Annotated in this window: 19 protein-coding genes and 1 tRNA gene; 10 read left to right on the top strand and 10 right to left on the bottom strand. The window is 50.6% G+C overall.

Going from position 1 to position 22,488, the window contains the following annotated elements:
• The first annotated feature begins 20 nt into the window (after nt 1-20).
• The 4 genes from HNQ57_RS00820 (at nt 21) to HNQ57_RS18125 (ending at nt 4,750) form a co-directional block, all read left to right on the top strand.
• Nucleotides 21-1,244, top strand: coding sequence for an acyl-CoA dehydrogenase family protein (locus tag HNQ57_RS00820; protein WP_184460741.1), 1,224 nt, complete (start codon nt 21-23; stop codon nt 1,242-1,244).
• Nucleotides 1,245-1,253: 9 nt separating this feature from the next.
• Complete coding sequence (locus tag HNQ57_RS00815; protein ID WP_184460740.1) at nt 1,254-2,282, top strand: phosphotransferase; 1,029 nt, start codon at nt 1,254-1,256, stop codon at nt 2,280-2,282.
• A 24-nt stretch (nt 2,283-2,306) separates the two neighbouring features.
• Nucleotides 2,307-3,086 (top strand): SDR family NAD(P)-dependent oxidoreductase, encoded by a 780-nt coding sequence (locus tag HNQ57_RS00810; protein WP_184460739.1) that lies wholly within the window; start codon nt 2,307-2,309, stop codon nt 3,084-3,086.
• A 128-nt stretch (nt 3,087-3,214) separates the two neighbouring features.
• Entirely contained in the window at nt 3,215-4,750 is a 1,536-nt protein-coding gene (locus HNQ57_RS18125; RefSeq protein WP_184460738.1) for an acetyl-CoA acetyltransferase, read from the top strand.
• A 15-nt stretch (nt 4,751-4,765) separates the two neighbouring features.
• On the opposite strand, the gene HNQ57_RS00800 is transcribed toward HNQ57_RS18125, so the two are convergent.
• Nucleotides 4,766-5,785, bottom strand: a complete 1,020-nt coding sequence (locus HNQ57_RS00800; protein WP_226968263.1) for an AraC family transcriptional regulator — start codon at nt 5,783-5,785, stop codon at nt 4,766-4,768.
• 238 nt (nt 5,786-6,023) lie between these two features.
• Here HNQ57_RS00800 and HNQ57_RS00795 point away from each other — a divergent pair, with 238 nt between their 5' ends.
• The 3 genes from HNQ57_RS00795 to HNQ57_RS00785 are packed head-to-tail and all read left to right on the top strand — an operon-like array spanning nt 6,024 to nt 10,137.
• A complete protein-coding gene (locus tag HNQ57_RS00795) occupies nt 6,024-7,988 on the top strand; it encodes a TOL_0244 family TonB-dependent receptor (protein WP_184460737.1) in 1,965 nt (654 codons plus the stop codon).
• Nucleotides 7,989-7,999: 11 nt separating this feature from the next.
• On the top strand, nt 8,000-8,548 hold the full coding sequence (locus HNQ57_RS00790; RefSeq protein ID WP_184460736.1) for a TOL_0243 family YfiR-like periplasmic protein: 549 nt from the start codon (nt 8,000-8,002) through the stop codon (nt 8,546-8,548).
• 20 nt (nt 8,549-8,568) lie between these two features.
• Nucleotides 8,569-10,137: an ATP-binding protein gene (locus HNQ57_RS00785; RefSeq protein WP_184460735.1), complete on the top strand. Its 1,569-nt coding sequence runs from the start codon at nt 8,569-8,571 to the stop codon at nt 10,135-10,137.
• A 98-nt stretch (nt 10,138-10,235) separates the two neighbouring features.
• On the opposite strand, the gene HNQ57_RS00780 is transcribed toward HNQ57_RS00785, so the two are convergent.
• A tRNA-Arg gene (locus tag HNQ57_RS00780) sits at nt 10,236-10,312 on the bottom strand.
• Between the two features lie 75 nt (nt 10,313-10,387).
• Entirely contained in the window at nt 10,388-10,852 is a 465-nt protein-coding gene (gpt, locus tag HNQ57_RS00775) for a xanthine phosphoribosyltransferase (RefSeq protein WP_184460734.1), read from the bottom strand.
• Nucleotides 10,853-11,027: 175 nt separating this feature from the next.
• On the opposite strand from gpt, the gene HNQ57_RS00770 reads away from it, so the two are divergent.
• The gene (locus HNQ57_RS00770) at nt 11,028-12,398 is read left to right on the top strand and encodes a sigma-54 interaction domain-containing protein (RefSeq protein ID WP_184460733.1); all 1,371 of its coding nucleotides are present in this window, start codon (nt 11,028-11,030) and stop codon (nt 12,396-12,398) included.
• Nucleotides 12,399-12,421: 23 nt separating this feature from the next.
• Here the strand turns inward: HNQ57_RS00770 and yciH are convergent, their stop codons facing one another.
• Nucleotides 12,422-12,769, bottom strand: a complete 348-nt coding sequence (gene yciH / locus HNQ57_RS00765; protein WP_184460732.1) for a stress response translation initiation inhibitor YciH — start codon at nt 12,767-12,769, stop codon at nt 12,422-12,424.
• Nucleotides 12,770-12,860: 91 nt separating this feature from the next.
• Between yciH and HNQ57_RS00760 the strand changes: the two genes are divergently transcribed.
• A complete protein-coding gene (locus HNQ57_RS00760; RefSeq protein WP_184460731.1) occupies nt 12,861-13,082 on the top strand; it encodes a SlyX family protein in 222 nt (73 codons plus the stop codon).
• 72 nt (nt 13,083-13,154) lie between these two features.
• Here the strand turns inward: HNQ57_RS00760 and HNQ57_RS00755 are convergent, their stop codons facing one another.
• Nucleotides 13,155-13,412, bottom strand: a complete 258-nt coding sequence (locus tag HNQ57_RS00755; RefSeq protein WP_184461104.1) for a cold-shock protein — start codon at nt 13,410-13,412, stop codon at nt 13,155-13,157.
• 528 nt (nt 13,413-13,940) lie between these two features.
• On the opposite strand from HNQ57_RS00755, the gene HNQ57_RS00750 reads away from it, so the two are divergent.
• A complete protein-coding gene (locus HNQ57_RS00750) occupies nt 13,941-16,481 on the top strand; it encodes a PAS domain-containing sensor histidine kinase (RefSeq protein WP_221301528.1) in 2,541 nt (846 codons plus the stop codon).
• A gap of 9 nt (nt 16,482-16,490) precedes the next feature.
• Here the strand turns inward: HNQ57_RS00750 and HNQ57_RS00745 are convergent, their stop codons facing one another.
• The 5 genes from HNQ57_RS00745 to HNQ57_RS00725 form a co-directional block, all read right to left on the bottom strand.
• Nucleotides 16,491-16,700, bottom strand: coding sequence for a cold-shock protein (locus tag HNQ57_RS00745; RefSeq protein ID WP_184460729.1), 210 nt, complete (start codon nt 16,698-16,700; stop codon nt 16,491-16,493).
• Nucleotides 16,701-16,976: 276 nt separating this feature from the next.
• Nucleotides 16,977-19,844 carry a valine--tRNA ligase gene (locus tag HNQ57_RS00740; protein ID WP_184460728.1) on the bottom strand — a complete coding sequence of 956 codons (2,868 nt, stop codon included), beginning with the start codon at nt 19,842-19,844 and terminating at the stop codon, nt 16,977-16,979.
• A gap of 156 nt (nt 19,845-20,000) precedes the next feature.
• Nucleotides 20,001-20,378: a hypothetical protein gene (locus HNQ57_RS00735; protein WP_184460727.1), complete on the bottom strand. Its 378-nt coding sequence runs from the start codon at nt 20,376-20,378 to the stop codon at nt 20,001-20,003.
• Nucleotides 20,379-20,389: 11 nt separating this feature from the next.
• Nucleotides 20,390-20,812, bottom strand: a complete 423-nt coding sequence (locus HNQ57_RS00730) for a DNA polymerase III subunit chi (RefSeq protein ID WP_184460726.1) — start codon at nt 20,810-20,812, stop codon at nt 20,390-20,392.
• Nucleotides 20,813-20,815: 3 nt separating this feature from the next.
• Nucleotides 20,816-22,294: a leucyl aminopeptidase gene (locus tag HNQ57_RS00725; protein WP_184460725.1), complete on the bottom strand. Its 1,479-nt coding sequence runs from the start codon at nt 22,292-22,294 to the stop codon at nt 20,816-20,818.
• Nucleotides 22,295-22,488: the final 194 nt, after the last annotated feature.

The raw sequence follows: 22,488 nt of genomic DNA, 5'->3' as shown, positions 1-22,488 counted from the left end.
ATTAAATAGAGGATACGATAATGGATTTGAGTCAGAGCGAAAAAGGTCAGCAGTTACTGGCAAAATTAACTGCCTTTATGGATGAGCATATTTATCCAAACGAAAAAGCCTATGCCGAGCAGTTGCACAGCGCCGAGAATCGCTTTGGTATTTTACCTTTAATGGACGAACTCAAGCTAAAAGCCAAGGCGGCAGGTTTGTGGAATTTATTTTGCCCCGAGGAATTCTCGGAGTACTGCGAGCACGGTGGTTTAAGCTTTACTGACTACGCGCCGCTCGCGGAAGTAATGGGTCGAGTTATTTGGTCGCCAGAAGTTTTTAATTGCAATGCGCCCGACACCGGCAATATGGAAGTCTTTATGAAATACGCCACTGACGCGCAACGCGAACAGTGGTTAACACCCTTACTCAATGGCGATATTCGCTCTTCTTACGCAATGACCGAGCCTCAGGTTGCGTCCAGCGATGCTACCAATATTGAACTTAGCATTGTAAAAGACGGCGATGAGTGGGTGCTGAACGGGCGTAAGTGGTTTATTACCGGCGCAATGAATGAGCGCACTGCAATTTTTATCGTGATGGGCAAGTCTGATCCAGATAATGCTAACCGTCATAAGCAGCAGAGTCAGGTATTGGTGCCCAAGGGTACACCGGGATTGTCAATTATTCGCCCGCTGAGCACCTTGGGTTACGACGATGCGCCCATTGGTCATGCAGAAATTGTATTTGAAAATGTGCGGGTGCCGCTGGAAAATATTTTGCTGGGCGAAGGTCGTGGCTTTGAAATCGCGCAAGGACGTTTGGCCCCTGGCCGTATGCACCACTGCATGCGTTTGATTGGCGCGGCGCAGCGCTCCTTAGAGCTGGCTTGCCAGCGCGCGGTGTCACGGACTACCTTTGGTAAGCCTCTGAGCAAACATCAATCGGTGCGCGAGGAAATTTCTAAGAGCTTTTCCGAAATTGAAATGGCTCGCTTGTTGGTTTTAAAAACCTGTAAACAGATCGACGAACAGGGGCCAATGCAAACCACCGATATGATTGCAGCCACTAAAACAACCGTACCCCTGCTGGTGCAAAATGTCATAGATCGCTGCATGCAGTTGCACGGCGCCGGCGGCTTAACTGAAGATTACTTTATGGCTGAAGCGTTTAATTACGCGCGTTGGTGTCGCCAGGCCGACGGCCCAGATCAGGTGCATCAAATGGCCTTGGGCAAACAAATTATAGATCGCTACGCTGTTTAAGGAGGATGCATGGCAACTACCTTTGATTTAGATATTGCGGTTTTAGGCGCTTATCTTGAAAAAAACATCGCTGGTTTTAAAGGGCCGCTGACCGCCGACAAATTTGCCGGTGGCCAGTCTAACCCGACCTATCTGATCGCGGCCGCCAGTGGCAAATATGTGCTGCGGCGCAAGCCACCGGGTGAGTTGCTGAAATCTGCCCACGCGGTCGACCGCGAGTATCGTGTGATGAAGGCGCTGGCCCAAACCAATGTGCCGGTGCCTAAAATGCGGGTGCTGTGTGAGGACGACAGCATTATTGGCTCAATGTTTTACGTTATGGATTACCTTGATGGCCGTATTCTTTGGGACGCGGCGCTGCCAGAGCAGAGCCCCACAGAGCGCGGCGCGATTTACGACGCCATGAATCAGGTTTTAGCCGATTTGCACAATGTGGATGTTGACGCTATTGGCTTGAGTGATTATGGCCGTCCCGGCAATTACTTTGAGCGCCAGCTCAGCCGTTGGACTAGCCAATACCGCGCCAGTGAAACCGCAACGGTGCCGGCTATGGAAGCGATGATCGAGTGGTTAAATGCGAATCTGCCGCCAGACGACGGTTTGGTGTGTATTAACCACGGTGATTTCCGGCTCGACAATATGATGTTCGACAATAAAGAGCCTACGGTTTTGGCCTTGTTGGATTGGGAGTTGTCGACCTTGGGGCACCCCTACGCCGACTTAGCTTACCAGTGTATGCAACTGCGTATTCCTGGTGATGCCGCCATTCCGGGGCTTGGCAGTCTCAATCGCGAGGCGTTGGGTATACCGTCTGAACAAGAATACGTACGTCGATATTGTGAGCGGCGCGGTATTGAGGGAATTGATCACTGGGTGTTTTATCTGGCCTTTGCGTTTTTCCGTCTCAGCGCGATTTTGCAGGGCGTGTACAAGCGTGCGCTGGATGGCAATGCGTCGAGCGAAAAAGCGATGGCCTATGGCGCGTTGGCGGCACCCCTTGCTGAACTAGGCATGGCGTTGATCGAAAAAGGCGAGTAATAAGGGTTAATTAGGTTGTTAAAAATGAATGAAGCAATAGCGAAGAGTATTGATTTGTCTGGCCGGGTGGCTTTGGTCACCGGCGCGTCTAGCGGCTTAGGGGCACATTTTGCCAAAGTATTGGCGCAGGCTGGCGCGACGGTGGTGGTTGCCGCTCGGCGTGTAGACAAACTAGAGGCGCTGGTTGCAGATATTTCAGCGCAAGGTGGGAAAGCCTTGGCGGTGGCGATGGACGTTAATGACAAAGCATCCGTAGTGGCAGCCTTCGATCAGGCTGAGACGGCGGTGGGCGCGGTGGTTATCGTGGTGAACAATGCTGGCGTTGCTGATCCAAGCCGTTTTGTGGACAGCACCGAGGAGCAGTGGGACTTTGTCGTTGATACTAATCTACGCGCGGTGTGGCGGGTGTCGCGAGAGGCATCCGCGCGGATGATTAAGGCGGGTGTTAGCGGCAGTATTGTTAATATTGCTTCGATCCTCGGGCTGCAGCCAAGCGCCAATAATAGTTTGTATGCAACCGCTAAGGCGGGGGTGGTGCAGTTAACCAAAAATACCGCGCAGGAATTGTGGCGCAGTAATATTCGGGTGAATGCCTTGTGTCCGGGGTATTTTGAAACCGAGATTAATAGCGACTTTTTTCAAACAGAGAAGGGGCGTCAGTATTTGGGTAAGATACCCCCCCGTCGTCTTGGGCAGATGAATGAGCTGAGTATGCCGCTATTATTATTAGCCAGCGACGCCGGTTCTTTTCTAAATGGCGTGGCGCTACCGGTGGATGGCGGGCATTTAGTGCAATCACTCTAAAATTGCCGCATAAAAGCTTCGTTTGCTTTGACCCATTTACCATTAGCGGTGACCGCTAGTGTCAATACAATCTAGCAATTAGCGCGATACACTTCGTGCTTAATAAATAATGATATAGAGGGATTCCCGTGGCGAACACAACACCCATTTTAGTCGCATCCGGTCAGTATGTGTTTCGTGATGTACTTACCGCCGACAATGCCTTGGCACCGGTCGATATAGCTGCGGAAGCGGCAAAGGTAGCTTTGGCCTCGGCGCAGGCCAACACGCCTCTCGCGGCACATATTGATACCATCGCCTATATTCGCGGATTTATTGATTCGATACCCGGCGGTGCTTGTCCCCTTGGTGCGAGTAATAATGTTCCGCGATCATTGGCTAAGCGTATTGGCGCAGATCCTCAAAATGCTATTTATGGCCGCGAAGGCGGGCATTCTCCACAGCGCTTTGTAAATGAGTTTGCAGAAAAAATTGCCGCCGGTGAAATGACCATGGGCTTGATAGCCGGTGCAGAAGCCACCGGTATTATGAAGCAGGCGTTGAAAGCCGGTTTGGCTCTGGATTGGAGTGAGCAGGTGGACGGTCAGCTTGACGATCGCGGCTGCCATTTGCTGTTTACCGACTACGAAATAAATCACGGTATCACCTTCCCAACCCAAGTTTATCCTTTGTTTGAAAATGCTTGGCGCGCCAGGCATGGTTTGTCAGAGGCTGCTCACCGGACTCTGGCCTCTAAATTGTTTGCTAAATTTTCGGAAGTGGCGGCAAGCAACCCCTATTCGCAATTTCCCACGGTTCGCAGTGAGGCCTTTCTCAATGAGGTTTCTAAGGAAAACTATTGGGTAGCAAGGCCGTACACTAAGTGGATGGTGGCGCAAGACGCCGTGAATCAGGGCGCCGCTTTGTTAATGTGTTCGGTTGATAAGGCTATTGAGCTGGGCATTCCTGAATCGCAATGGGTATATTTGCACAGCTACGCTGATGTCGATGATCGCTGGGTGTCGGAGCGGCCAGACTTGGCTGTGTCCGAGACCATGCGCCTGAGCTTGAATGCGGTGTTAGGCAGCGTGGGTAAGTCGATTGATCAGATCGATATTATGGATATATACAGTTGTTTTCCTATTGCGGTACTCGCTGCCTGTGAGGCTATGGGGCTGGATTGGACGACGGATAAACCGCTTACGGTAACGGGCGGTTTGCCGTTCTTTGGTGGCGCAGGGAATAGCTATAGTACCCACGCCATCGCTAGTCTAACAGACGCCTTGCGCAGCAAACCGCAAGACTACGGTTTGATTACTGCCAATGGTGGTTTCTTGTCTAAGCAGTCCGTGGGAGTTTACTCGGCGCAAGCACCAGCCAAGCCTTGCCACAATGCCGATCCTAATTTACAGGCCAAGTTCAATGCTTTGCCGCGCGCAGAGCTTGTTGAGCAAGCTGAGGGTGTCGGCAGTATTGAGACCTATACGCTGGTGTATAACCGTGGCGTGGCAACACTCGGTATGGTGGTTGGCCGTTTTGATGATGGTAGGCGTTTTTTAGCCAATACTGACGCTGAGGACGAGTCTAGTTTGGCAACAATGGCGGGGGAAGCCGAATTGATTGGTCGTAAGGTGAGAGTACACCACAAGGCAAATAAGAATATTGTGAGCTTTAATCTGGACTAGTTGGTCGTTGGGGGCTTAGAGGTGTTGCCGGTATTTTTGCGGTGACATTCCGGTCCACGTTTTAAAGGCACGGGTGAAACCACTGGCTTCTGAGAAGCCGGTGCGTTGGGCTATTTGCTCAATTGACAGCGTGGATTTACCAAGATAGTACAAGGCGGTGTCGTGCCGGCACTGAGTTTTGACTTCGTTAAAGCTTGTACCTTCTTGAGCTAAGCGTCGTCGTAGCGTCTGGGGGTGTAAATACAGCTGTGTGGCTATGTCTTCTATGCCCGGCGTATTGATCAGACTTTTGTTGATAATGACCCGCACTTGGGCGGTCCAGCTTTTTTCATCGTACTGTTGAATGAGGAATACGAGATTTGGGTGCCGTAAAAAACGGTGTAAAGACTGCTCGTTTTGTTTCGTGGGCAAATCGGCCAAGCTACTGTGGAAAATCATTTCGGTGCGTGGCTGGTTAAAATATACCGGCTGGCCCAGAAATAAATGGCGGTACTCTGCGGCATGCTCGGGGGCAGGGTACTGAAGGTTTACGGCAATGAGCGGCAGGTGCTGCTGGGTAATCCAGCTGCTAAACCGGTGCAGATTAAACATGACGAGCTCATAAGCGTAATTTTGGTACTCATACTCTTGATCGCTCGGCGCTACAATTAATCTAGCCTCGTCATCATTAATTTCAAAGTAGGGTTGTAAGCCCCACTCGAACATCTGATAAAACCGGCAATAGCGCGCTAGAGCGTGGCCCAGCGTCGTGCAGTTAATCACCGAATAACACATATTGTTCCATGTTCCGAGGGTGTAGCGACCGGGGCCATACCCTAGAAATTCATCCTTCATTGCTCGCGTAACGATAGTTTGCAGTTTGCCTAATTTTACGGCGGGAATACGCGCGCTCTGTTGTTTAAGTAGTTCTTTGGATATGCCCGCATCCATAAGCAGCTGGTTGGGGTCTAAGCCCTTGGCCTCCGCATTGTGGAGAACGGCGTGAAGAAAGTAATTGGCAACAGAAATGTTGCGCATTGACGTTATGCTACTCATTTTCTTCTACTTACGGCATGCGTGTTGAAATTGTTTGCTAGAGACGAGCGCTCTGGGTGTTCAATCATAACAGGCCCCCTTATCGCGGGATAAGGATATAAGGCCTATATAAGTAAAATATACTATAGTCGGTAGAATATTTGTGTCTTACCGTGAACATTGGGCCCGTGAACCTTAGCTAAGCAGGGCATGAATAAGAGTTAGGACAAATTAGTCCGTTAAAAAATGAGTGTAATATATGCCGAAAATGAGAATGCAGGCGGTGAATACACATTTTAAGCACACTTCCTGCCGTGGTGTGTTACCTGCTTCTATTCTATTTATGCTTATTGCGCCGAGTGTGTATGCGGTCAATCCTCAGCCGCTGTTGCTTGCCCGCGTCGATGATTTGGCCAGTCTTAGCCTTGAGTCCTTGATGAATATTGACGTGGTTTCGGTATCTAAGCGTAGCGAACCACTTCAGCAATCCCCCGCAGCGGTATTTGTATTAGACGGCAGTACTATTATTCGCTCTGGTGTTAAAAGTATTCCAGAAGCGTTGCGCTTAATTCCCGGCGTACAGGTAGCACGTTTAGATTCCCACTCTTATGCAATAACCGCTCGGGGCTTTAACTCGACCGTTGCTGATAAATTAGAAGTGCTCATGGATGGCCGCAGCCTGTATACGCCGCTGTATTCGGGTGTTTTTTGGGATGCGCAGGACACCTTGATGGATGATATTGAGCGTATTGAGGTGATTCGTGGGCCGGGTGCCGCACTGTGGGGGGCTAATGCGGTAAATGGCGTGGTGAATATCGTTACCAAGTCGGCGGCGAATACCCAAGGCGGTTTTCAGCAAGCGGGTGGAGGTGGTGAGTTTGATGGCTTTGCGGCGTGGCGCTATGGTGGTAAAGCCGGTGCGCTTGGTCATTATCGCGTGTATGCAAAAACCACTCACTACGCTCCTCAAGAAAGCGCGGGCGCGGGCGATGCAAATGATGCCCGAAATCATGATCAACTTGGCTTTCGTACTGATCTTCAGCTAAGCGAAAGCGATAAACTGACCTTGCAGGGTGACTTGTATAAGGGGCGTATTGATAACCCGCTTAGCAATAAAGCTGAATCTACTAGTGGTTACAATGTGATCGCACGCTGGAAGCGGCGTTACGACCACTCGACTGATACCGAAGTACAGTTTGTTTACGATCAGAGTAGCCGTGACGATACCCAGACCTTTACAGAAGATCGCAATATTTATGATGTCGACATAAAACATCGTTTCACTGTCGGGAAGCGTCAGAATTTTGTGATTGGCGGGGGCTATCATACAACAGATGACAATATTGGAAGCCTTAATCCCGCCGTCCTTAAGTTTGTACCTGCTGCGCGAAAAGATGAGACCGTCGATGTGTTTGCGCAAGATCAAATTGAACTTATCGAAAATAAATTACACCTGACCTTGGGGGCGAAATACGAGAACAACGACTATACCGGTGATGAGTTTCAGCCCAGTGCGCGCTTTAGTTATATTGTAGATGAGCGTAATACGGTCTGGGGGGCGGTGTCCCGCGCAGTTCGTATCCCAAACCGTTTAGATCATACCATCGATATCTTTGGTGGCATTCTGGTCGGTGATGAAAACTTTACTTCTGAAGAAGTGCTTGCATACGAGTTCGGTTACCGCACCCTGCTTAATTCGGTGCTTTCTGCTGATGTCGCGGTTTTTTATAACGAGTACGATAAACTGCGCTCGTTTACCGATGATTTTTTTAACCCGCAATCTGTTCCGGTCCGCTTTGTCAATGATGGTGCCGGGCGAACCCAGGGGTTTGAACTCACTGTTCGGTGGGAGCCGCAGCCAGCGGTAAAAGTCTTGGCGAGTTACGTCTATCAAGATATGGACGTGGCGGTGAAGTTCGGTAGTCGTGACGTTAATATTGCTCAAAACAACGAAAATGATCCAAACAATCAGGTCAACCTGAGGCTGGACTGGGATATAGCGGACAGCTGGTCTGTGCAAGCTCGGGCTAGATGGGTCGATGCGCTTGATGATGTAGAGGTTAAGGCCTACTCCGCGTTGGATATTACCAGTATTTGGCGGCTAAGCCCGCGTGTTGAATTGTCGCTGGTAGGCACTAACCTATTAGACCCGCAACACGCAGAATTTAGCGGTGGTAATGAAATTGGTCGCAGTATACACGGGCAATTTACATGGCATTTCTAAGTGGGGACTTCATGAAGTTGTTGCTTAGAGCTAGGTTGCAAGTGCGATTATGTCTTGCCGTGGCCTTAGTTTTCTTCTGCGGTGCAATTCATGCTTATGCCGATACATCAGAATTAGAGTACCGAGTAAAATCCGCATTTTTATATAATTTTACAAAATTTATTGAGTGGCCTGCAGCTAGGAAACGTGCAGATTTTGTAATGTGCGTTGCGGGTAGTCCGCAGTTACACGCCAAGCTGGTGGAGACCATAGGTGATAAGGAAAATAATGGTATGCCGATCAAGTTTAGTAGCATTCGGCATCCCGGTGAGGCGCAGAATTGCCAACTCGTTTTCCTTGGTTTTATGGATGCAGCGCGCTTGACCGATTGGGTAGGTGCGCTTTCAGATGCGGCAGTTCTGACCGTAAGTGATGACAGCGGCTTTATTGAAATGGGCGGCATGATTCAGTTTGTTATTATTGATGGCAAGATTCGCTTTGATATCAATCAGACTGCGGCCAATCGTTCAAGTATAAAAATGAGTTCTAAATTACTGGGGCTGGCTCGAAATGTTAATTAATAACCGCGCAGTTAGATCTTATGACTCGGAGTGCTGATGTCCCTATAAGATTAAAACTATTAGCCGCAATTGTTGGGACAACATCAGTTTGCCTATTTATTACTGCCTTCGTTTTTCTTATCTATAATTGGTTCAATGTTCGCGAGACCTTAAATAATAACCTGTCTGCTGTTGCCGAAGTTTTTACCCTGAATACCACCGCTGCGCTCAGTTTTAATGATGCTCCTGCCGCGACCGAAATTTTGTCGTCTTTGCGTGCTAAGCATGATGTTTTGCAAGCTTGTGTATACAAGTCCGAAGCGACTGGTGAACACTTATTTGCCAGCTATAACCGCGATGCCGGAAGCGCATTGCAGTGTTTGGAGATACCGCCGGAGCATAATTTTTACACTCACAATCACTTAGTGGTGGTTAGTGCTGTAATGTTGGGCAGTGAACGTATTGGAAGCTTGTATATTGAGCGGGGTTTGGGCGATCTATGGGAATCGACACGACTAGACAGTATGGTTGTGGGCTTAATGGTGCTGGCGAGCATTGCAATTGCGTCTATTTTATCCCTATTTTTACAGCGTCTAATTTCAAATCCGATATTAGCCCTGCTACAGACAACGAAAGAGGTCTCGGTGGCGGGTGACTATTCACTGCGTGCATTACCAACTGGAAATGACGAAATTGGCGAGTTGATTTTAGGTTTTAATAATATGCTGGCTCAAATCGAGAGCCGCGATCTCACTTTGGAAGCGACCAGAGGTGAGCTTGAAATCCGTATCGAGCAAGCAGATAAGGCCAATGCTGAGCTTGAACAAGCGCTTAGGCGATTAAAAGAAACTCAAGAGCAGTTGGTGAACAATGAGAAAATGGCATCGCTTGGTGGTTTGGTTGCCGGGGTCGCGCATGAGATAAATACCCCAGTTGGGGTCGGCGTGACCGCTGCCAGCACGCTCAGAGAAGACACTAAGGCAACGACTGATCTTTATCAAACCGGTGAATTAACAAATTCAGCGCTCAAACGGTATTTTTCAACATGCATGCAGGCCACTGAGATCATATTGGGCAATTTGCAGCGCGCCGCAGACCTCATTCACAGCTTCAAGCAAGTCGCGGTAGACCAGACTAGCAGCGAATATCGGATGTTTGAGCTAAAGCGCTATATTGATGAGACCATGCTGAGTCTCAAACCACAGCTGCGCAGTACCGACCTTGTGGTAGAGATTGAGTGCGATCCCAATTTAGCCATTAATTCCGTGCCGGGTGCGATGTCGCAAATTATTACCAACCTAGTCATGAATTCAGTGCAGCATGGCTTTGACGAGGGTGAGAGGGGGCATTTACGTATTGCCGTTGAGGAACAGCCGGAGCAAATTCGCATTCATTACAGCGATGACGGTAAAGGTATGCCGCCAGAGGTTGTTAAGAAAATATTTGAACCCTTTTTTACCACCCGCCGAGGCTCAGGTGGCAGTGGTCTCGGGATGCATATTGTCTACAATTTGGTGACCCAGCAGTTGAAAGGTAGCGTCAAGGTCAGTAGCGAACTCGGGAAGGGCAGTGCAGTTGAAATTAGCTTTCCAAAAAAATTGCTAGAATAAATTTGGATTTTTGGATTTTTGGGTTTGTCGCGCGCTATTCACCGGCGGATCAGGCCGACTGCAGTTGCTTTGGCATTTTGGTGACAAGCGATGTGAAATGGTGTCCCCGACAGGATTTGAACCTGTGACCTGCCCCTTAGGAGGGGGCCGCGCTATCCAGCTGTGCCACGGGGACATCAAGTGCGAATGGTGTGGTTTACCACCGCGCCGCAGATTCTATAGTGATTGCCGCTGTGAATCAAAAAAAGCCTTATTTTACCAGCGGTTCGCTATAGCTAGGTTGGCTGTCCCAGGGGAAATGAATCCAGGTCTCTTGGGCAAACTCCCTTACGTAATGCTCGGTTAGCGCTTTGGCTTGGGGTTTGGCGTAAATGGTGACAAAGCAGGCTTTCGGTAGAAGTTCTTTGGCAATCTTGGCGGTGCCGCCAGTGTCGACTAAGTCGTCGACTAATAAGTAGCCGTCACCGTCACCCTCAACGGTCTTTAGAATATTGATTTTGCCCTGTTGGTCATGGTCGTAGCTGGCTATGCACAGGGTGTCGACCACGCGCAAATTTAATTCCCTTGCCAAAATGGCGCCTGGAACTAAGCCGCCACGAGCAATACTGATAATGCCTTTCCACGGCCGGTCGGTGAGCTTGCGGGCAAGGTTTAGGGTGTCGCGGTGAAGTTCATCCCAACTTAGGTAGTAGACGGGGATATTGGAGTCCGGCATGACTGAGACCTTTGTGCTGTCGGCAAAGGTGGCAGATTGTGCCGGATGGCGGGGGTTACCGCAAGAGCTCGGTGGCGTGAAACAGTGGCGGGGTGTCGATTTTTTGACAAATTAGGATGACCGTTAGTGTGTTTATTAGTATAGTCAAAAAAATGACTTTCATCGAGCGGTGTTAATGCATTCAGAATTAAAACTATTGGTTCTCGCGCCACCGGAATTGGAACATCGGTTGCTCACGCTTCTAGCTGCCCTTGGGGAGCCGCAAGTCAGTAGTGATTGGCGTTCGGCTAAGCCTAGCGATTGGCATGGGGTGATTTGCGGCCAGTTAAGTGCAGAGCAAGATGCATGGCTGTCGCGGGCAGCGGCGAGTCATTTACAGGTGATTTCGGTTCTTCCTGCGCATTTGGTGAAAGCTGATCTTGAATCCAATTCGACGTTAGTTTTGAAGGATCATTGCTATTACCTAGACGTACTGGAGGTGCTGTATCGGTTGCGGGCGCGCCTTTCGGCACCGAAGGAATTGCTCAGCGATATGGCCTTGAGTGAGGAGGTTGTGGGCGTTAGTCCAGCCATATGCGAGTTGCGTCGGCTGACGCGGCAGGTTGCCGATAAGGGCGTAACCGTGCTTATCACCGGGCCATCAGGTGCAGGGAAGGAGCTTGTCGCCAGAAGCCTGCATAAGCAGTCTCGGCGGCGGGATGCACCGTTTGTCCCTATTAATTGCGGTGCTATTCCCCGAGAATTATTAGAGAGCGAATTGTTTGGCCATGAGCGGGGAGCGTTTACTGGGGCTATTTCCAGCCGCGCAGGGCGTTTTGAACTTGCGGAGGGGGGTACACTGTTCCTTGATGAAATCGGCGATATGCCGCTAGATATGCAGGTTAAAATTTTACGGGTAATTCAGGAGCGTCAGTTTCAGCGGGTCGGTTCAGATAAGACCCGGTTTGCCGATGTGCGGATAGTCGCCGCTACTCATCGAGACTTAGAGGCAATGATTGCCGCTGGCGAGTTTCGCGAGGATCTTTATTACCGCCTTAATGTATTTCCTTTGCGGGTACCGCCGCTGGCTGAGCGGGCGGAGGATGTGCCGCATTTGGTTCGCGTACTGTGCCAGCAATTGCGTGCCGATGGCCTAGGTGAGTTGCGTTTGGCTGGCTCGGCGATGGCGTCACTGTGTGAGCATCGCTGGTCGGGTAATATTCGGGAACTGGCGAATTTATTGGAGAGGTTAACTATCATGTACCCAGATAAGGTCGTGGGCCTCGGTGATTTGCCAGACAATTATCGCTATGGTGAAGAGCATTGGCGTGAATCTACTTCTATACGAAGTCCCTTGGCTGGCGAGGTCATTGAACAAAATGTGCTTAGCGCGTCTTTACCCGCTGAGGGGCTTGATATGAAGGCGCAGATGCAGGCATTAGAGCGCGCCTGGATTGAGCAGGCTTTGCTTATGCATGGCGGAGTGGTGAGTAAGGCCGCCCAACACTTAGGCTTGCGGCGGACGACCCTGATTGAAAAAATTCGTAAATTGGCTATTCACGTTTAGCGCTTCAATTTCAGGGGTCGGCTTTAGCCTCCGGCGAGCTTTACCTGGAAACCCTTAGCTTCTAACAAGGCTTTTAATGTTTGGCGATGGTCGCCCTGAAACTCCATTTCGCCGTCTTTAATGGCACCGCCAGTGCTGAGTTTTTGTCGCAATTCCTTGGCCAGGTTTTTTAGCGCAGTGTCATCTAGCAGTAAGCCATTAACAATGCTGACCCCTTTACCTTTACGGCCTTTGGTTTCACGGCGGATGCGGGCTATACCGTCGCCTTCGGGTAGGGTTGCGCCGATGGTTTTACATTGGCAATTGCCAGTGGCTTGCTGGCATTCTGGGCAAAGGCGACCTTGGTCGGTGGAATAAACAAGTCTAGGCACGATTTTCTCCTTTTTTAGGCTGTGCTGATTATAATGGCAGCACGCGGCTTTTAGCGTGTTTCTCGTAAAAACTATCAGTGGAGTGTGGATAATGGTCGGCGATGTTTCTGCCCAATTAATTGAGCTGCAAAGTCAATTTGCCTTTCAAGAGGATTTACTTGCTGCCTTAAATGATCGGGTGGTGGCGCAAGATCGTGAATTGCAAAACATGCGTAATGCCATTACACAGCTTAGTGAGCAAATTCGTCAGCAAAGCACGGTATCTGATGGCGCTAGCCAGTCAATTGACATGGATAGGCCGCCCCATTATTGAGGGCTCGGTGTTATTTTAGTGTCGTAGAGGAGGGTAACCTTGGCGCGTGAGCCCCAAGGTTACAGGCACTGCTTATTTTAAGACTGAAACTTCTTCTGCCTGGGGGCCTTTTTCGCCTTCACTTAACACAAACTCGACTAATTGCCCTTCGTTTAAGCTGCGGCGGCCGCGTCCCTGGCCGCGAATTGAGCGGAAGTGTACGAAAACATCACCGCCGGCATCACGGGTAATAAATCCGTAGCCTTTGCTAACGTTAAACCACTTAACCGTGCCGCGTTCACGCTGACTTTTGAACTTGTCCGCTAAGCTGGGCAAGCAGGGCGATAGCATCATGGCGAGTGCAACGGCAATACTAATAATGGCTGCCGGTACAATTTGCAGAGCGTCTAATCCGATGAGTTGAAGCGCCCAAAGGCTGGCGAAACTTAAGATGGCAAGTAAAATAATTCTAATTATCAGTAACATATAAATCCAAATATAGCTGAAATGAAATGGTGCATAGTGCTGTTAATGGGTTCGACATGTATAAACCCGGCGCGAATCATAGCATTTCTGGCGCCTAACGTCGCGGTGCTAGAGCTGAAGTCATTAAGACTCAAATTTAATCGAATATCGGCGTATCGCGAGAGCGGGTTCTGTACTGTTAGGCTAAGCTAAATACAGCTGTTAACGGGTGAATATGCTGGAATTTAGTGGAAATTACGCATGGTGGCTGGCACGGCTTACGGGCATTCTTGATGAGTTAATTAAGGCTGAGGTAGTTTCGTGCGTGATTGGGTGAAATCTAAGGAAAGATTGAATGGCGAAAATCGGAATCGCGCCATTCTTAATTCGTCTATTGTTGCGTTATTTACACTAATGGTCCTCATAACGGTAACTGAGGCCACTCGGTTTATCGATGCGACGGCGAAAGTCGACAATGCAACAAAGGTCGTCGCGCAAATTCAGATTCAAGAAGATTCCTTATTTGCCTTGGACGCGCTAACGAACCGTGGGCTTGTCATAAAAGAGTTCATGGATGCTTTAAATGCGGGTGATCTGTTTGTGTCAGATAGCATCCGTGCACGCTTAACCTCCGCCCGTCAGTTGTTACTTAGTGAGGGTATGCTGGGCTTCCCAAAAGACATAAGAGTGGATCTCTGGCGATTGCTTGGCGTGTATACCAGCTTTGAATTGAATAGCTATAGCCCTAATGCTGGCGTAGGGGGACAGCCTAATTTGATTCCCCTTAATCCGCAGGTCGACACCCAAACGTTAATCCGTGATTTACAAAGTTTGCGTGCACAACAAAAAAAGTGGGTGAACGATTTAGCGACCCAAGCTTTGGGTTCACGGCACTTAAATTATACGCAGTCTTATCTTGTTATCTTTTTGATTGTACTGGGGTTTGTTCCATTGTTTGGCGGTATTGTAACGTCGAGACATTTTGCTAAAGAGCATCAGCAACTGCTGAATACCCGGGAATATTTCAATCGCTTGATCAGTAGTTTGCCTGGCTTAGTGTTATTAACTACCCGCACAGGAGAAATTATTGGGGCGAGTAAGGCCGTGTCGGCTTTTTTGGGGCATTCGCCGGAGTGGTATCAACAAGCAACGATAGCGCAAATTTTACCTAAGCGGTTTTGGCAGCAATACCAGCTATACAGTCAGAATCATCTTGAAACAAAAAGCGGCATGGTCAAAGGCCGAGAGCTCTTGCTCCTTAATGCCGATGGCAAAGAACTGCCAGTGGAATTGTACTTTGGCGATTTTGAAACCGCTGAAGGAGATGTATTAGTCGTCAGTTTTCGCGATGTGAGAGAGCAGCGCGCCTTGTATCAGCGTTACCAGCGGGTGCAGCGTCGCTTTGATATGGCTATGACGGCGTCTAGAGATGGCCTGTGGGACTGGGATCTTACTACCAATGAGGTTCTATTTAGTGCGTCTTGGCTAGAGATGATGGGTATTTTAGGTGGCCACCCGCTAAATGGCTTAGTGGTATTCGAAGACTGCGTATTTCCGGAAGACCGGCCTCGGGTAAAGCGCGAGCTAGACGCCTTTTTACGAGGAAGGGATGTCTTGTTCCGCGCCGAGCATCGTTTGCGTTGCCGCGACGGCAGTGTTCGCGATGTGGTGAGCCGAGCTTGTGCGCAGCGCGACGGCAATGGAAAAGTGTTGCGAATGGTGGGTGTGCACTCTGATGTGACCTCCTTCAAAGAGGTCGAACGGGAAGTGTTGCGTTTAAACCGCAATTTGGAAGATCGTGTCCGCCTGCGTACCCAGCAATTAGAGAATGCCTTGGTTAGCGCAGAGGCTGCGAACAGCGCCAAAGCGGCGTTTTTAGCTGTTATGGGCCACGAGATAAGAACGCCCATGAACGGTGTGATTGGCATGACGGATTTGTTGGCGAAGACCACGCTGGATCGCGAACAAAAAATGATGGTGGATACTGTTCGCCGCTCCTCACAAAGCTTGCTATCGACCCTCGATCATATTCTAGATTATGTGGCGCTTGAGTCGGAAAGTGCAGAAATTAATCCAGCCGAACTGCAATTTGTTGAGTTTGTTGAAGGCGTTGTCGACAGCGTGGGTTTGCAAGTCGCAAAAAATAAGCAGCGATTTATACTGCATGTTGAGCCTGACTTGCCGGTAATTGTGATTGCAGATGCAGCCTATTTACGCAAAGTGCTGGGTAATCTCATCGATAACGCCATTAAGTTTTCGGTGTACGCAGCGCCTCATGGGCTTATTCGGCTGCACTTAGGTTTGGCAGCTGATCAGTCAGGTGTGGCGCGGGGGCAGCAACGCTTGGAAATTAAGGTTATTGATAATGGCATCGGTATTTCCAGTGAACAGCGCAGCCAGCTTTTTGAGCCATTTGTGCAGGTTGAAACAAGTCGCGCGCGTCGCTTTGGTGGCACTGGCTTAGGATTAGCTATTTCCGCAAAAATCGTGAAACTAATGGGCGGTCAAATCACACTGGACAGTGACCCTGGGAGCGATACCTGTTTCTCGGTGCAGATTGTCGTTGGGGTGCCGGAAACGCAAGTAGTTGTTGAGGAGCCTCGACGAGTTGCGGTACTTGCTAGTATTCCTGATGTGCTGCTACGCAATGCCGTGGATGTGATTCTAGCGGTAAATAGGTATGAGGTGCATTGGTTTGAGTCACTTGCTGAGTTAAGCGCAAAAGTAGAGGGGCTTGCCCTGCCGGGAGTAGTGTTAGCGCTGGCGAATAATCAAAGCGTACAGGATTACTGTGTTAAGCATAATCTGAAAATGCTCGCGCTAAGCGAACGACCGAGAGACAAGGCAGCTTTAAGTGTAGATCGTGTTTACACCGACCCGTTATTGCCCTCCGCCTTGCTGCGAGCGCTTGAGCGTGAACAGCGAGGCTTGAGCCCGGTTGTTAGCGGGGCGTAAGGCCGTAGCTCAGATTTTAATAACATCTTCGGCCTGCAAGCCTTTGGGGCCGCTGATTAAATTAAACTCCACGGCTTGGCCCTCATCTAAAGTGCGATAACCTTCGCCGCGAATCGATCTAAAGTGCACAAAAACATCGCTTCCTTCGCTGTGGCTAATAAAGCCAAAGCCCTTTGCGTTATTAAACCACTTAACCGTGCCTGAAACGCGTTCACTCATCGTTGTACCTCGCAGATATGTTCATTGCAGGGAATAAAATAATAAGAAATTCGGTGTGTGCTGCCAGTGGCGAGCTGAAATTGTGCTGAATGCTTAGGGAAAACGGGGGCGTTGCAGGTACTGCGAGGGAGAGGGTGCGCTGGAAAGTGCAGCGCTTGGCAAATACGTGCAAGCATCACTATACGGCGGGGTATCGGGCCAGTGTTAAACCCCACTATAGCCGCTTCAGCGTAATTGTCTACGGCTGCGGCGTTTATAGCAGGGTTAGCGAGCCTCTTAGAGCGCTTGAATGCTTTTGATTTGCTCCGACAGGGTTTGCTGCGCGGCTTGTTGGGCGGCGAGTTTTTCCTGTTCCTTGGCAACAACATCGGCAGGCGCTTTGTCTAAGAAGCCAGCGTTACCGAGTTTGCCTTGGATGCGTTGAATATCTTTGTCGAGCTTTTGAATCTCTTTTTCAAGGCGGGCAATTTCAGCCACTTTATCAATCAGGCCGGACATTGGCACCAACACTTCCATGCTGCCAACCAATTGCGTTGCCGACATCGGTGCATTGTCACTGGCGGTTAGCCACTGAATGTCGTCCAGTTTGGCGAGTTTGCTGAGCGCTTGGCGGTTGCCATTGAGGCGGCGTAAATCTTCGTCGCTGCCATTTTTAAGCAACAAACTAAGGGTTTTGCCCGGCGGTACGTTCATTTCGCCACGAATATTACGGATGGCCAGAATCACACTTTTTAGCCACTCGGCATCGGCAATCGCATCGCTGTCAATTTCATCGTTGGCGGCAATGGGGTAGGCCTGCAGCATAATTGTGTCGCCGCCAGTCTTCAGCGCAATGCCTGCAATGGGTGCAACTCGCTGCCAAATTTCTTCGGTGATAAAGGGCATAAAGGGGTGAGCCATACGCAGCGTGGCTTCTAAAACCCGAATCAAGGTGCGGCGGGTGCCGCGCTTGGCTTCTACGCTGGCGCTGTCGTCCCACAACACTGGCTTGGACAGTTCGAGATACCAATCGCAGTACTCGTTCCAAATGAATTCGTAAATGGCTTGTGAGGCGTGGTCGAGGCGGTAGGCGGTCATGGCGTCGGCAACGGCCAATTCCGTTTGCTGTAGACGGGAAATGATCCAGCGATCTGCCAAGCTGAGTTCAACGGCTTCGCCATTGATGCCGCAGTCCTGCTCTTCGGTGTTCATTAGCACGTAGCGGGCGGCATTCCAGATTTTATTACAGAAGTTGCGGTAACCTTCGAGGCGTTTCATATCCCAGTTTATGTCTCGGCCGGTTGAGGCCAAAGAGAACAGGGTAAAACGCAGGGCGTCGGTGCCGTGGGCGCCAATCCCCTCTGGGAAGGTATTGCGGGTGGCCTTGGCGATCTTCTCGGCCAGCTGGGGCTGCATCATGTTGCCACAGCGCTTATCGAGTAAGGTGTCGAGTTCAATGCCGTCGATCATGTCTAGCGGGTCTAAGACGTTGCCCTTAGACTTAGACATTTTTTGACCCTGCTCGTCGCGGATTAGGCCGGTAACATAAACGGTCTTGAAGGGCACTTGGGCCTCGCCGTTTTCATCTTTATTAAAGTGCATGGTCATCATGATCATGCGCGCCACCCAGAAGAAAATAATGTCGAAGCCGGTGACCAGAACATCGGTGGGGTGGAAGGTTTTCAGGCGCTCGGTTTGCTCAGGCCAGCCGAGGGTGCCAAAGGTCCAAAGCGCAGAGCTGAACCAGGTGTCCAGCACATCGTCGTCTTGCTTGAGTTCAAGGCTGTCGGCCAGCTGGTATTTTGCTCTGGCCTCAGCTTCGTTGCGGGCAACATAAATATTGCCTTCGCTGTCGTACCAAGCGGGGATGCGGTGACCCCACCACAGTTGCCGTGAGATACACCAGTCCTGGATGTCGCGCATCCAGCTGAAGTACATATTCTCATATTGCTTGGGCACAAACTCGATGCGGCCGTCTTCCACTGCTTCAATAGCAGGTTTGGCCAGCGCTGCGGTGGCAACAAACCATTGGTCGGTGAGCATGGGTTCAATAACGAGGCCAGAACGGTCGCCACGGGGCACTTTGAGGGCGTGGTCGTCGACCTTTTCGAGCAGACCCGCGCTGTCTAGATCGGCAACAATAATTTTGCGCGCCGCGTAGCGGTCTAAACCGGCGTAGCTAGCGGGCAGGGCTTTATCGAGGTCTGTATTCTCTGAGCTATCGCTATTGAATATCTCGGCTTCAGCGCGAACGGCGGCGTCTTGGTCGAGAATGTTAATCATTGGCAGCTTGTGGCGCTGACCAACCGCGTAGTCATTAAAGTCATGGGCTGGGGTGATTTTAACGCAGCCAGTGCCGAATTCGCGGTCGACGTAGTCGTCGGCGACAATGGGGATTTGACGGCCGACCAGTGGCAGAGTGATAAATTTACCGATCAGTGAGGCGTAGCGCTCATCTTTTGGATTCACCGCCACAGCGGTGTCACCCAGCATGGTTTCGGGGCGAGTGGTGGCAACTACTAAATAATTTTTGCCGTCGCTAGTGGTGGCGCCGTCCGCAAGTGGGTAGCGGAAGTGCCACATAAAGCCTTTTTCGTCGGTGTTTTCGACTTCAAGGTCAGAGATGGCGGTGTGCAGTTTGGGGTCCCAGTTAACGAGACGTTTGCCGCGATAAATCAACTTGTCGTCGTAGAGGCGAACAAAGACTTCCTGCACGGCTTTGTAAAAGCCGTCGTCCATGGTGAAGCGTTCGTGATTCCAATCTACCGATGCACCGAGGCGCCGTAGCTGGCGAGTGATGGTACCGCCAGACTCTTCCTTCCATTCCCAAACCTTGTCTAAAAAGGCGTCGCGACCCAGATCGTGGCGAGTTTGGCCGGTTTCGGCGGCGAGTTTGCGCTCAACCAGCATTTGGGTGGCGATACCGGCGTGGTCGGTACCCACTTGCCAGAGGGTGTTTTTACCCTGCATGCGGTGGTAGCGGGTGAGGGCGTCCATGATAGAGTCTTGGAAGGCATGGCCCATGTGCAGACTGCCGGTGACATTCGGCGGCGGAATCATGATGCTGTAGGCGTCGCCTTTACCTTGCGGCGAAAAATAGCCGCTTTCTTCCCAGTTTTGGTACCACTTGGTTTCGATGTCGGCGGGCTGAAATGTCTTGTCCATTGTGTCTCTATTGTCTGCTGTAGCGATAAATGATGCCGCGTCTGCCACGGTAAAACCGACATGGCTGAATAACTGAGTGCGGTGATTAAAAAGGGAGCAAGTATACTGAGTTTTAAGCCTGCTGGCCAAAGCTGTGGCTGGGATTGTCGACTGGGTTTACCGATTAGGGTGGGCTTGGTGGTACCAGCGCTCAAGAATCTCCTGATCGAGATTGAGTAGGCGCTTGCGCAGCTCGGACTCGATCCCCGGCATCATTGAGTCGATCACGTCTTGGATAAACAGTTCGCGCGCAAAGTCGTCGTCATTTTGCTGGTGAGTCACGTCCATGAACTTGCTTGATGGTGATGTCGTGTATTCCACTCCGGCATCGCTAAAGCGGACTTCCTCTGATCGTATGTCGCGCGGCTGAGGTGGCGCACTTTCGATGATGTCGTCTAACAGAGGAATAGTGGCCGGATCAATGCCGGCCGTATCGAGTAGCACTGCTTGCAATGCCTCTAATTCCCCAAGAAGGGGCGCTTTATCCTTTGCCATAGTGATCTACGTTAGCCGTTAATAGTGTGAGAATGTAGCGGGTAGCCACGATTTTTGTAAAAGCTATAGCGCTGTCGCGATGCCTGCAAGCTTGCCTCGTCTTTGCTAACAATCTCCGCGAGGCGCTGGAAGCGACTGAAAAATGTCGGCGTTTCCTGCGCGGTATTAATCAAGACGTCGCAATGATCCCCCGCATAATCACCGCAGCCCACTAACACTGGATTATTGTCGCCGGGGTGGCAGCTGTGGGGAATAAAGCTCTCGTCGCGAAACCCCCATAATTGCTGGTTGAGGGTGTCGGCGGCGGCGCTGTCTTCGCAGTGTATATACACCTCGTGACCACTTCGATAGGCTTTTTCCGCTAAGCGGCAGGCATAGAGCATTGCCGCTGAAGCGGTTCCTTGGTTAAGGATGTAAAAGTCGACCTTGGTCATGGTTTAGCTGCCGACTTTGCTCATTAAATAGTGGCACAGCAAACTTACTGGGCGACCTGTTGCGCCTTTATTTGCGCCGCCAAGCCACGCAGCGCCGGCGATATCGAGGTGAGCCCAGCGGTAAGCCTTGGTGAAGCGCGACAGGAAGCAAGCGGCGGTGACACTGCCCGCTTCGGGGCCGCCAATATTGGCCATGTCGGCAAAGTTACTGTCGAGCTGGTTTTGATAATCATCCCAGAGTGGCATGTGCCAAGCGCGATCTTGGGCGAGTCGCCCTTGTTCTAGTAGTTCTTGGGCGAAGCTGTCTTGGTTGCTGTACAAGCCGGCGGCGTGTTTGCCCAAGGCAACGACACAGGCGCCGGTCAAAGTGGCGATATCAATAACCGAGGCGGGCTTGAAACGCTCTACATACGTCAATGCGTCGCAAAGGACTAAGCGGCCTTCGGCGTCTGTATTGAGTATTTCGATGGTTTGCCCCGACATACTGGTGACGACGTCACCGGGTTTGGTCGCGCCGCCGCTGGGCATATTTTCGGCCGCGGCAACAACGCCGATCACGTTGAGCTTTAAGTCCATGCTAGCAATGGCTGCCATTGTGCCGACGACACTTGCGGCGCCGCACATATCGTATTTCATTTCGTCCATTTTGGCGCCGGGCTTCAAACTGATACCGCCGGTATCAAAGGTCACGCCTTTGCCTACTAATACGTGGGGTTGCGCACTTTTTTTGCCGCCCTTGTACTCAATGACAATCAAACGGGCGGCTTGGTCGCTGCCCGCGCTGACCGACAGGAGCGCGCCCATGCCGAGTTGCTTCATTTTCTTTTCGTCGAGTACGCTTACGGTAACGGACTCAAATTTACTGCCGAGACTGCGGGCTTCACTGGCAATGTATTCTGGAGTACAGATATTGCCGGGCAGGTCGCCGAGTTCGCAGGCAGTATTAATGCCTTTACCAATACTGCTGCCAACTTGAATGGCTTGGCGGTTGGGCGCGGTGTTTGCGCCCTGTAGCGTTACGCGGCGAATTGATAGCGCAGGTTTTGGCTTGCTGACGGTTGCAGTGTAGCGGTAGCTTGAGCTGACTAATAATTGGGCTATGCGCTGATACTGCCAGCCAGGTTTGCGGTCGGTAACGCTGATATTGTCGAGTAAGTAAGAGCTATCTTTGCAATCCGCTGCCGCCGGGGCGCTAAACGTCGCTTGAATGATCTTGTCGAAATCACTGTCACTGAGCTCGCTCTCGCCTTTGCCGACGACTAATAAGCGCCGTGCTTTAAGGCCGGTGATATTTGGCAAATACAGGGTTTCTGCAAGCTTTCCTGTAAAGTCGCCACGTTTTAGCATGTGACTGATCACGCCGCCGCTGGCTGAGTCCACCGCTTTTGCCAGCTCTGAGCTAAGTGCTGCATCGGTGATAAGAATCAGGCAATCGGTATTGACGGTGGTAAGATCTTTACAAGGCTTAAGGCTAATTTGCATGGATACTCTCGCAGACTGTGGGCAGATTGTTGAAAATGCATGCCATTATTATGGGCCGGTTATGGGGATTGGCAACCGTACAGTGTAAAGGCAGTGTTCTGGGCTTAGTGTAAAGGGTATCATCTGCGCGTGAAATACTTAGCGACAAAGACAGGGCACGCTTTGTGCGATTGGCGGTAAACTGGCGGTGAGCG

This window comes from Zhongshania antarctica, from assembly GCF_014202945.1.
GTDB lineage: Bacteria > Pseudomonadota > Gammaproteobacteria > Pseudomonadales > Spongiibacteraceae > Spongiibacter > Spongiibacter antarcticus.
This window is presented reverse-complemented; position numbering and strand designations above follow the sequence as displayed.

Coding starts and splice junctions, on each gene's coding strand:
- HNQ57_RS00820 (WP_184460741.1), top strand. CDS start 21: ATGGATTTGAGTCAGAGCGAAAAAGGTCAGCAGTTACTGGCAAAATTA.
- HNQ57_RS00815 (WP_184460740.1), top strand. CDS start 1,254: ATGGCAACTACCTTTGATTTAGATATTGCGGTTTTAGGCGCTTATCTT.
- HNQ57_RS00810 (WP_184460739.1), top strand. CDS start 2,307: ATGAATGAAGCAATAGCGAAGAGTATTGATTTGTCTGGCCGGGTGGCT.
- HNQ57_RS00800 (WP_226968263.1), bottom strand. CDS start 5,785: ATGAGTAGCATAACGTCAATGCGCAACATTTCTGTTGCCAATTACTTT.
- HNQ57_RS00795 (WP_184460737.1), top strand. CDS start 6,024: ATGCCGAAAATGAGAATGCAGGCGGTGAATACACATTTTAAGCACACT.
- HNQ57_RS00790 (WP_184460736.1), top strand. CDS start 8,000: ATGAAGTTGTTGCTTAGAGCTAGGTTGCAAGTGCGATTATGTCTTGCC.
- HNQ57_RS00785 (WP_184460735.1), top strand. CDS start 8,569: ATGACTCGGAGTGCTGATGTCCCTATAAGATTAAAACTATTAGCCGCA.
- gpt (WP_184460734.1), bottom strand. CDS start 10,852: ATGCCGGACTCCAATATCCCCGTCTACTACCTAAGTTGGGATGAACTT.
- HNQ57_RS00770 (WP_184460733.1), top strand. CDS start 11,028: ATGCATTCAGAATTAAAACTATTGGTTCTCGCGCCACCGGAATTGGAA.
- HNQ57_RS00760 (WP_184460731.1), top strand. CDS start 12,861: ATGGTCGGCGATGTTTCTGCCCAATTAATTGAGCTGCAAAGTCAATTT.
- HNQ57_RS00755 (WP_184461104.1), bottom strand. CDS start 13,412: ATGCTATCGCCCTGCTTGCCCAGCTTAGCGGACAAGTTCAAAAGTCAG.
- HNQ57_RS00750 (WP_221301528.1), top strand. CDS start 13,941: ATGGTCCTCATAACGGTAACTGAGGCCACTCGGTTTATCGATGCGACG.
- HNQ57_RS00745 (WP_184460729.1), bottom strand. CDS start 16,700: ATGAGTGAACGCGTTTCAGGCACGGTTAAGTGGTTTAATAACGCAAAG.
- HNQ57_RS00740 (WP_184460728.1), bottom strand. CDS start 19,844: ATGGACAAGACATTTCAGCCCGCCGACATCGAAACCAAGTGGTACCAA.
- HNQ57_RS00735 (WP_184460727.1), bottom strand. CDS start 20,378: ATGGCAAAGGATAAAGCGCCCCTTCTTGGGGAATTAGAGGCATTGCAA.
- HNQ57_RS00730 (WP_184460726.1), bottom strand. CDS start 20,812: ATGACCAAGGTCGACTTTTACATCCTTAACCAAGGAACCGCTTCAGCG.
- HNQ57_RS00725 (WP_184460725.1), bottom strand. CDS start 22,294: ATGCAAATTAGCCTTAAGCCTTGTAAAGATCTTACCACCGTCAATACC.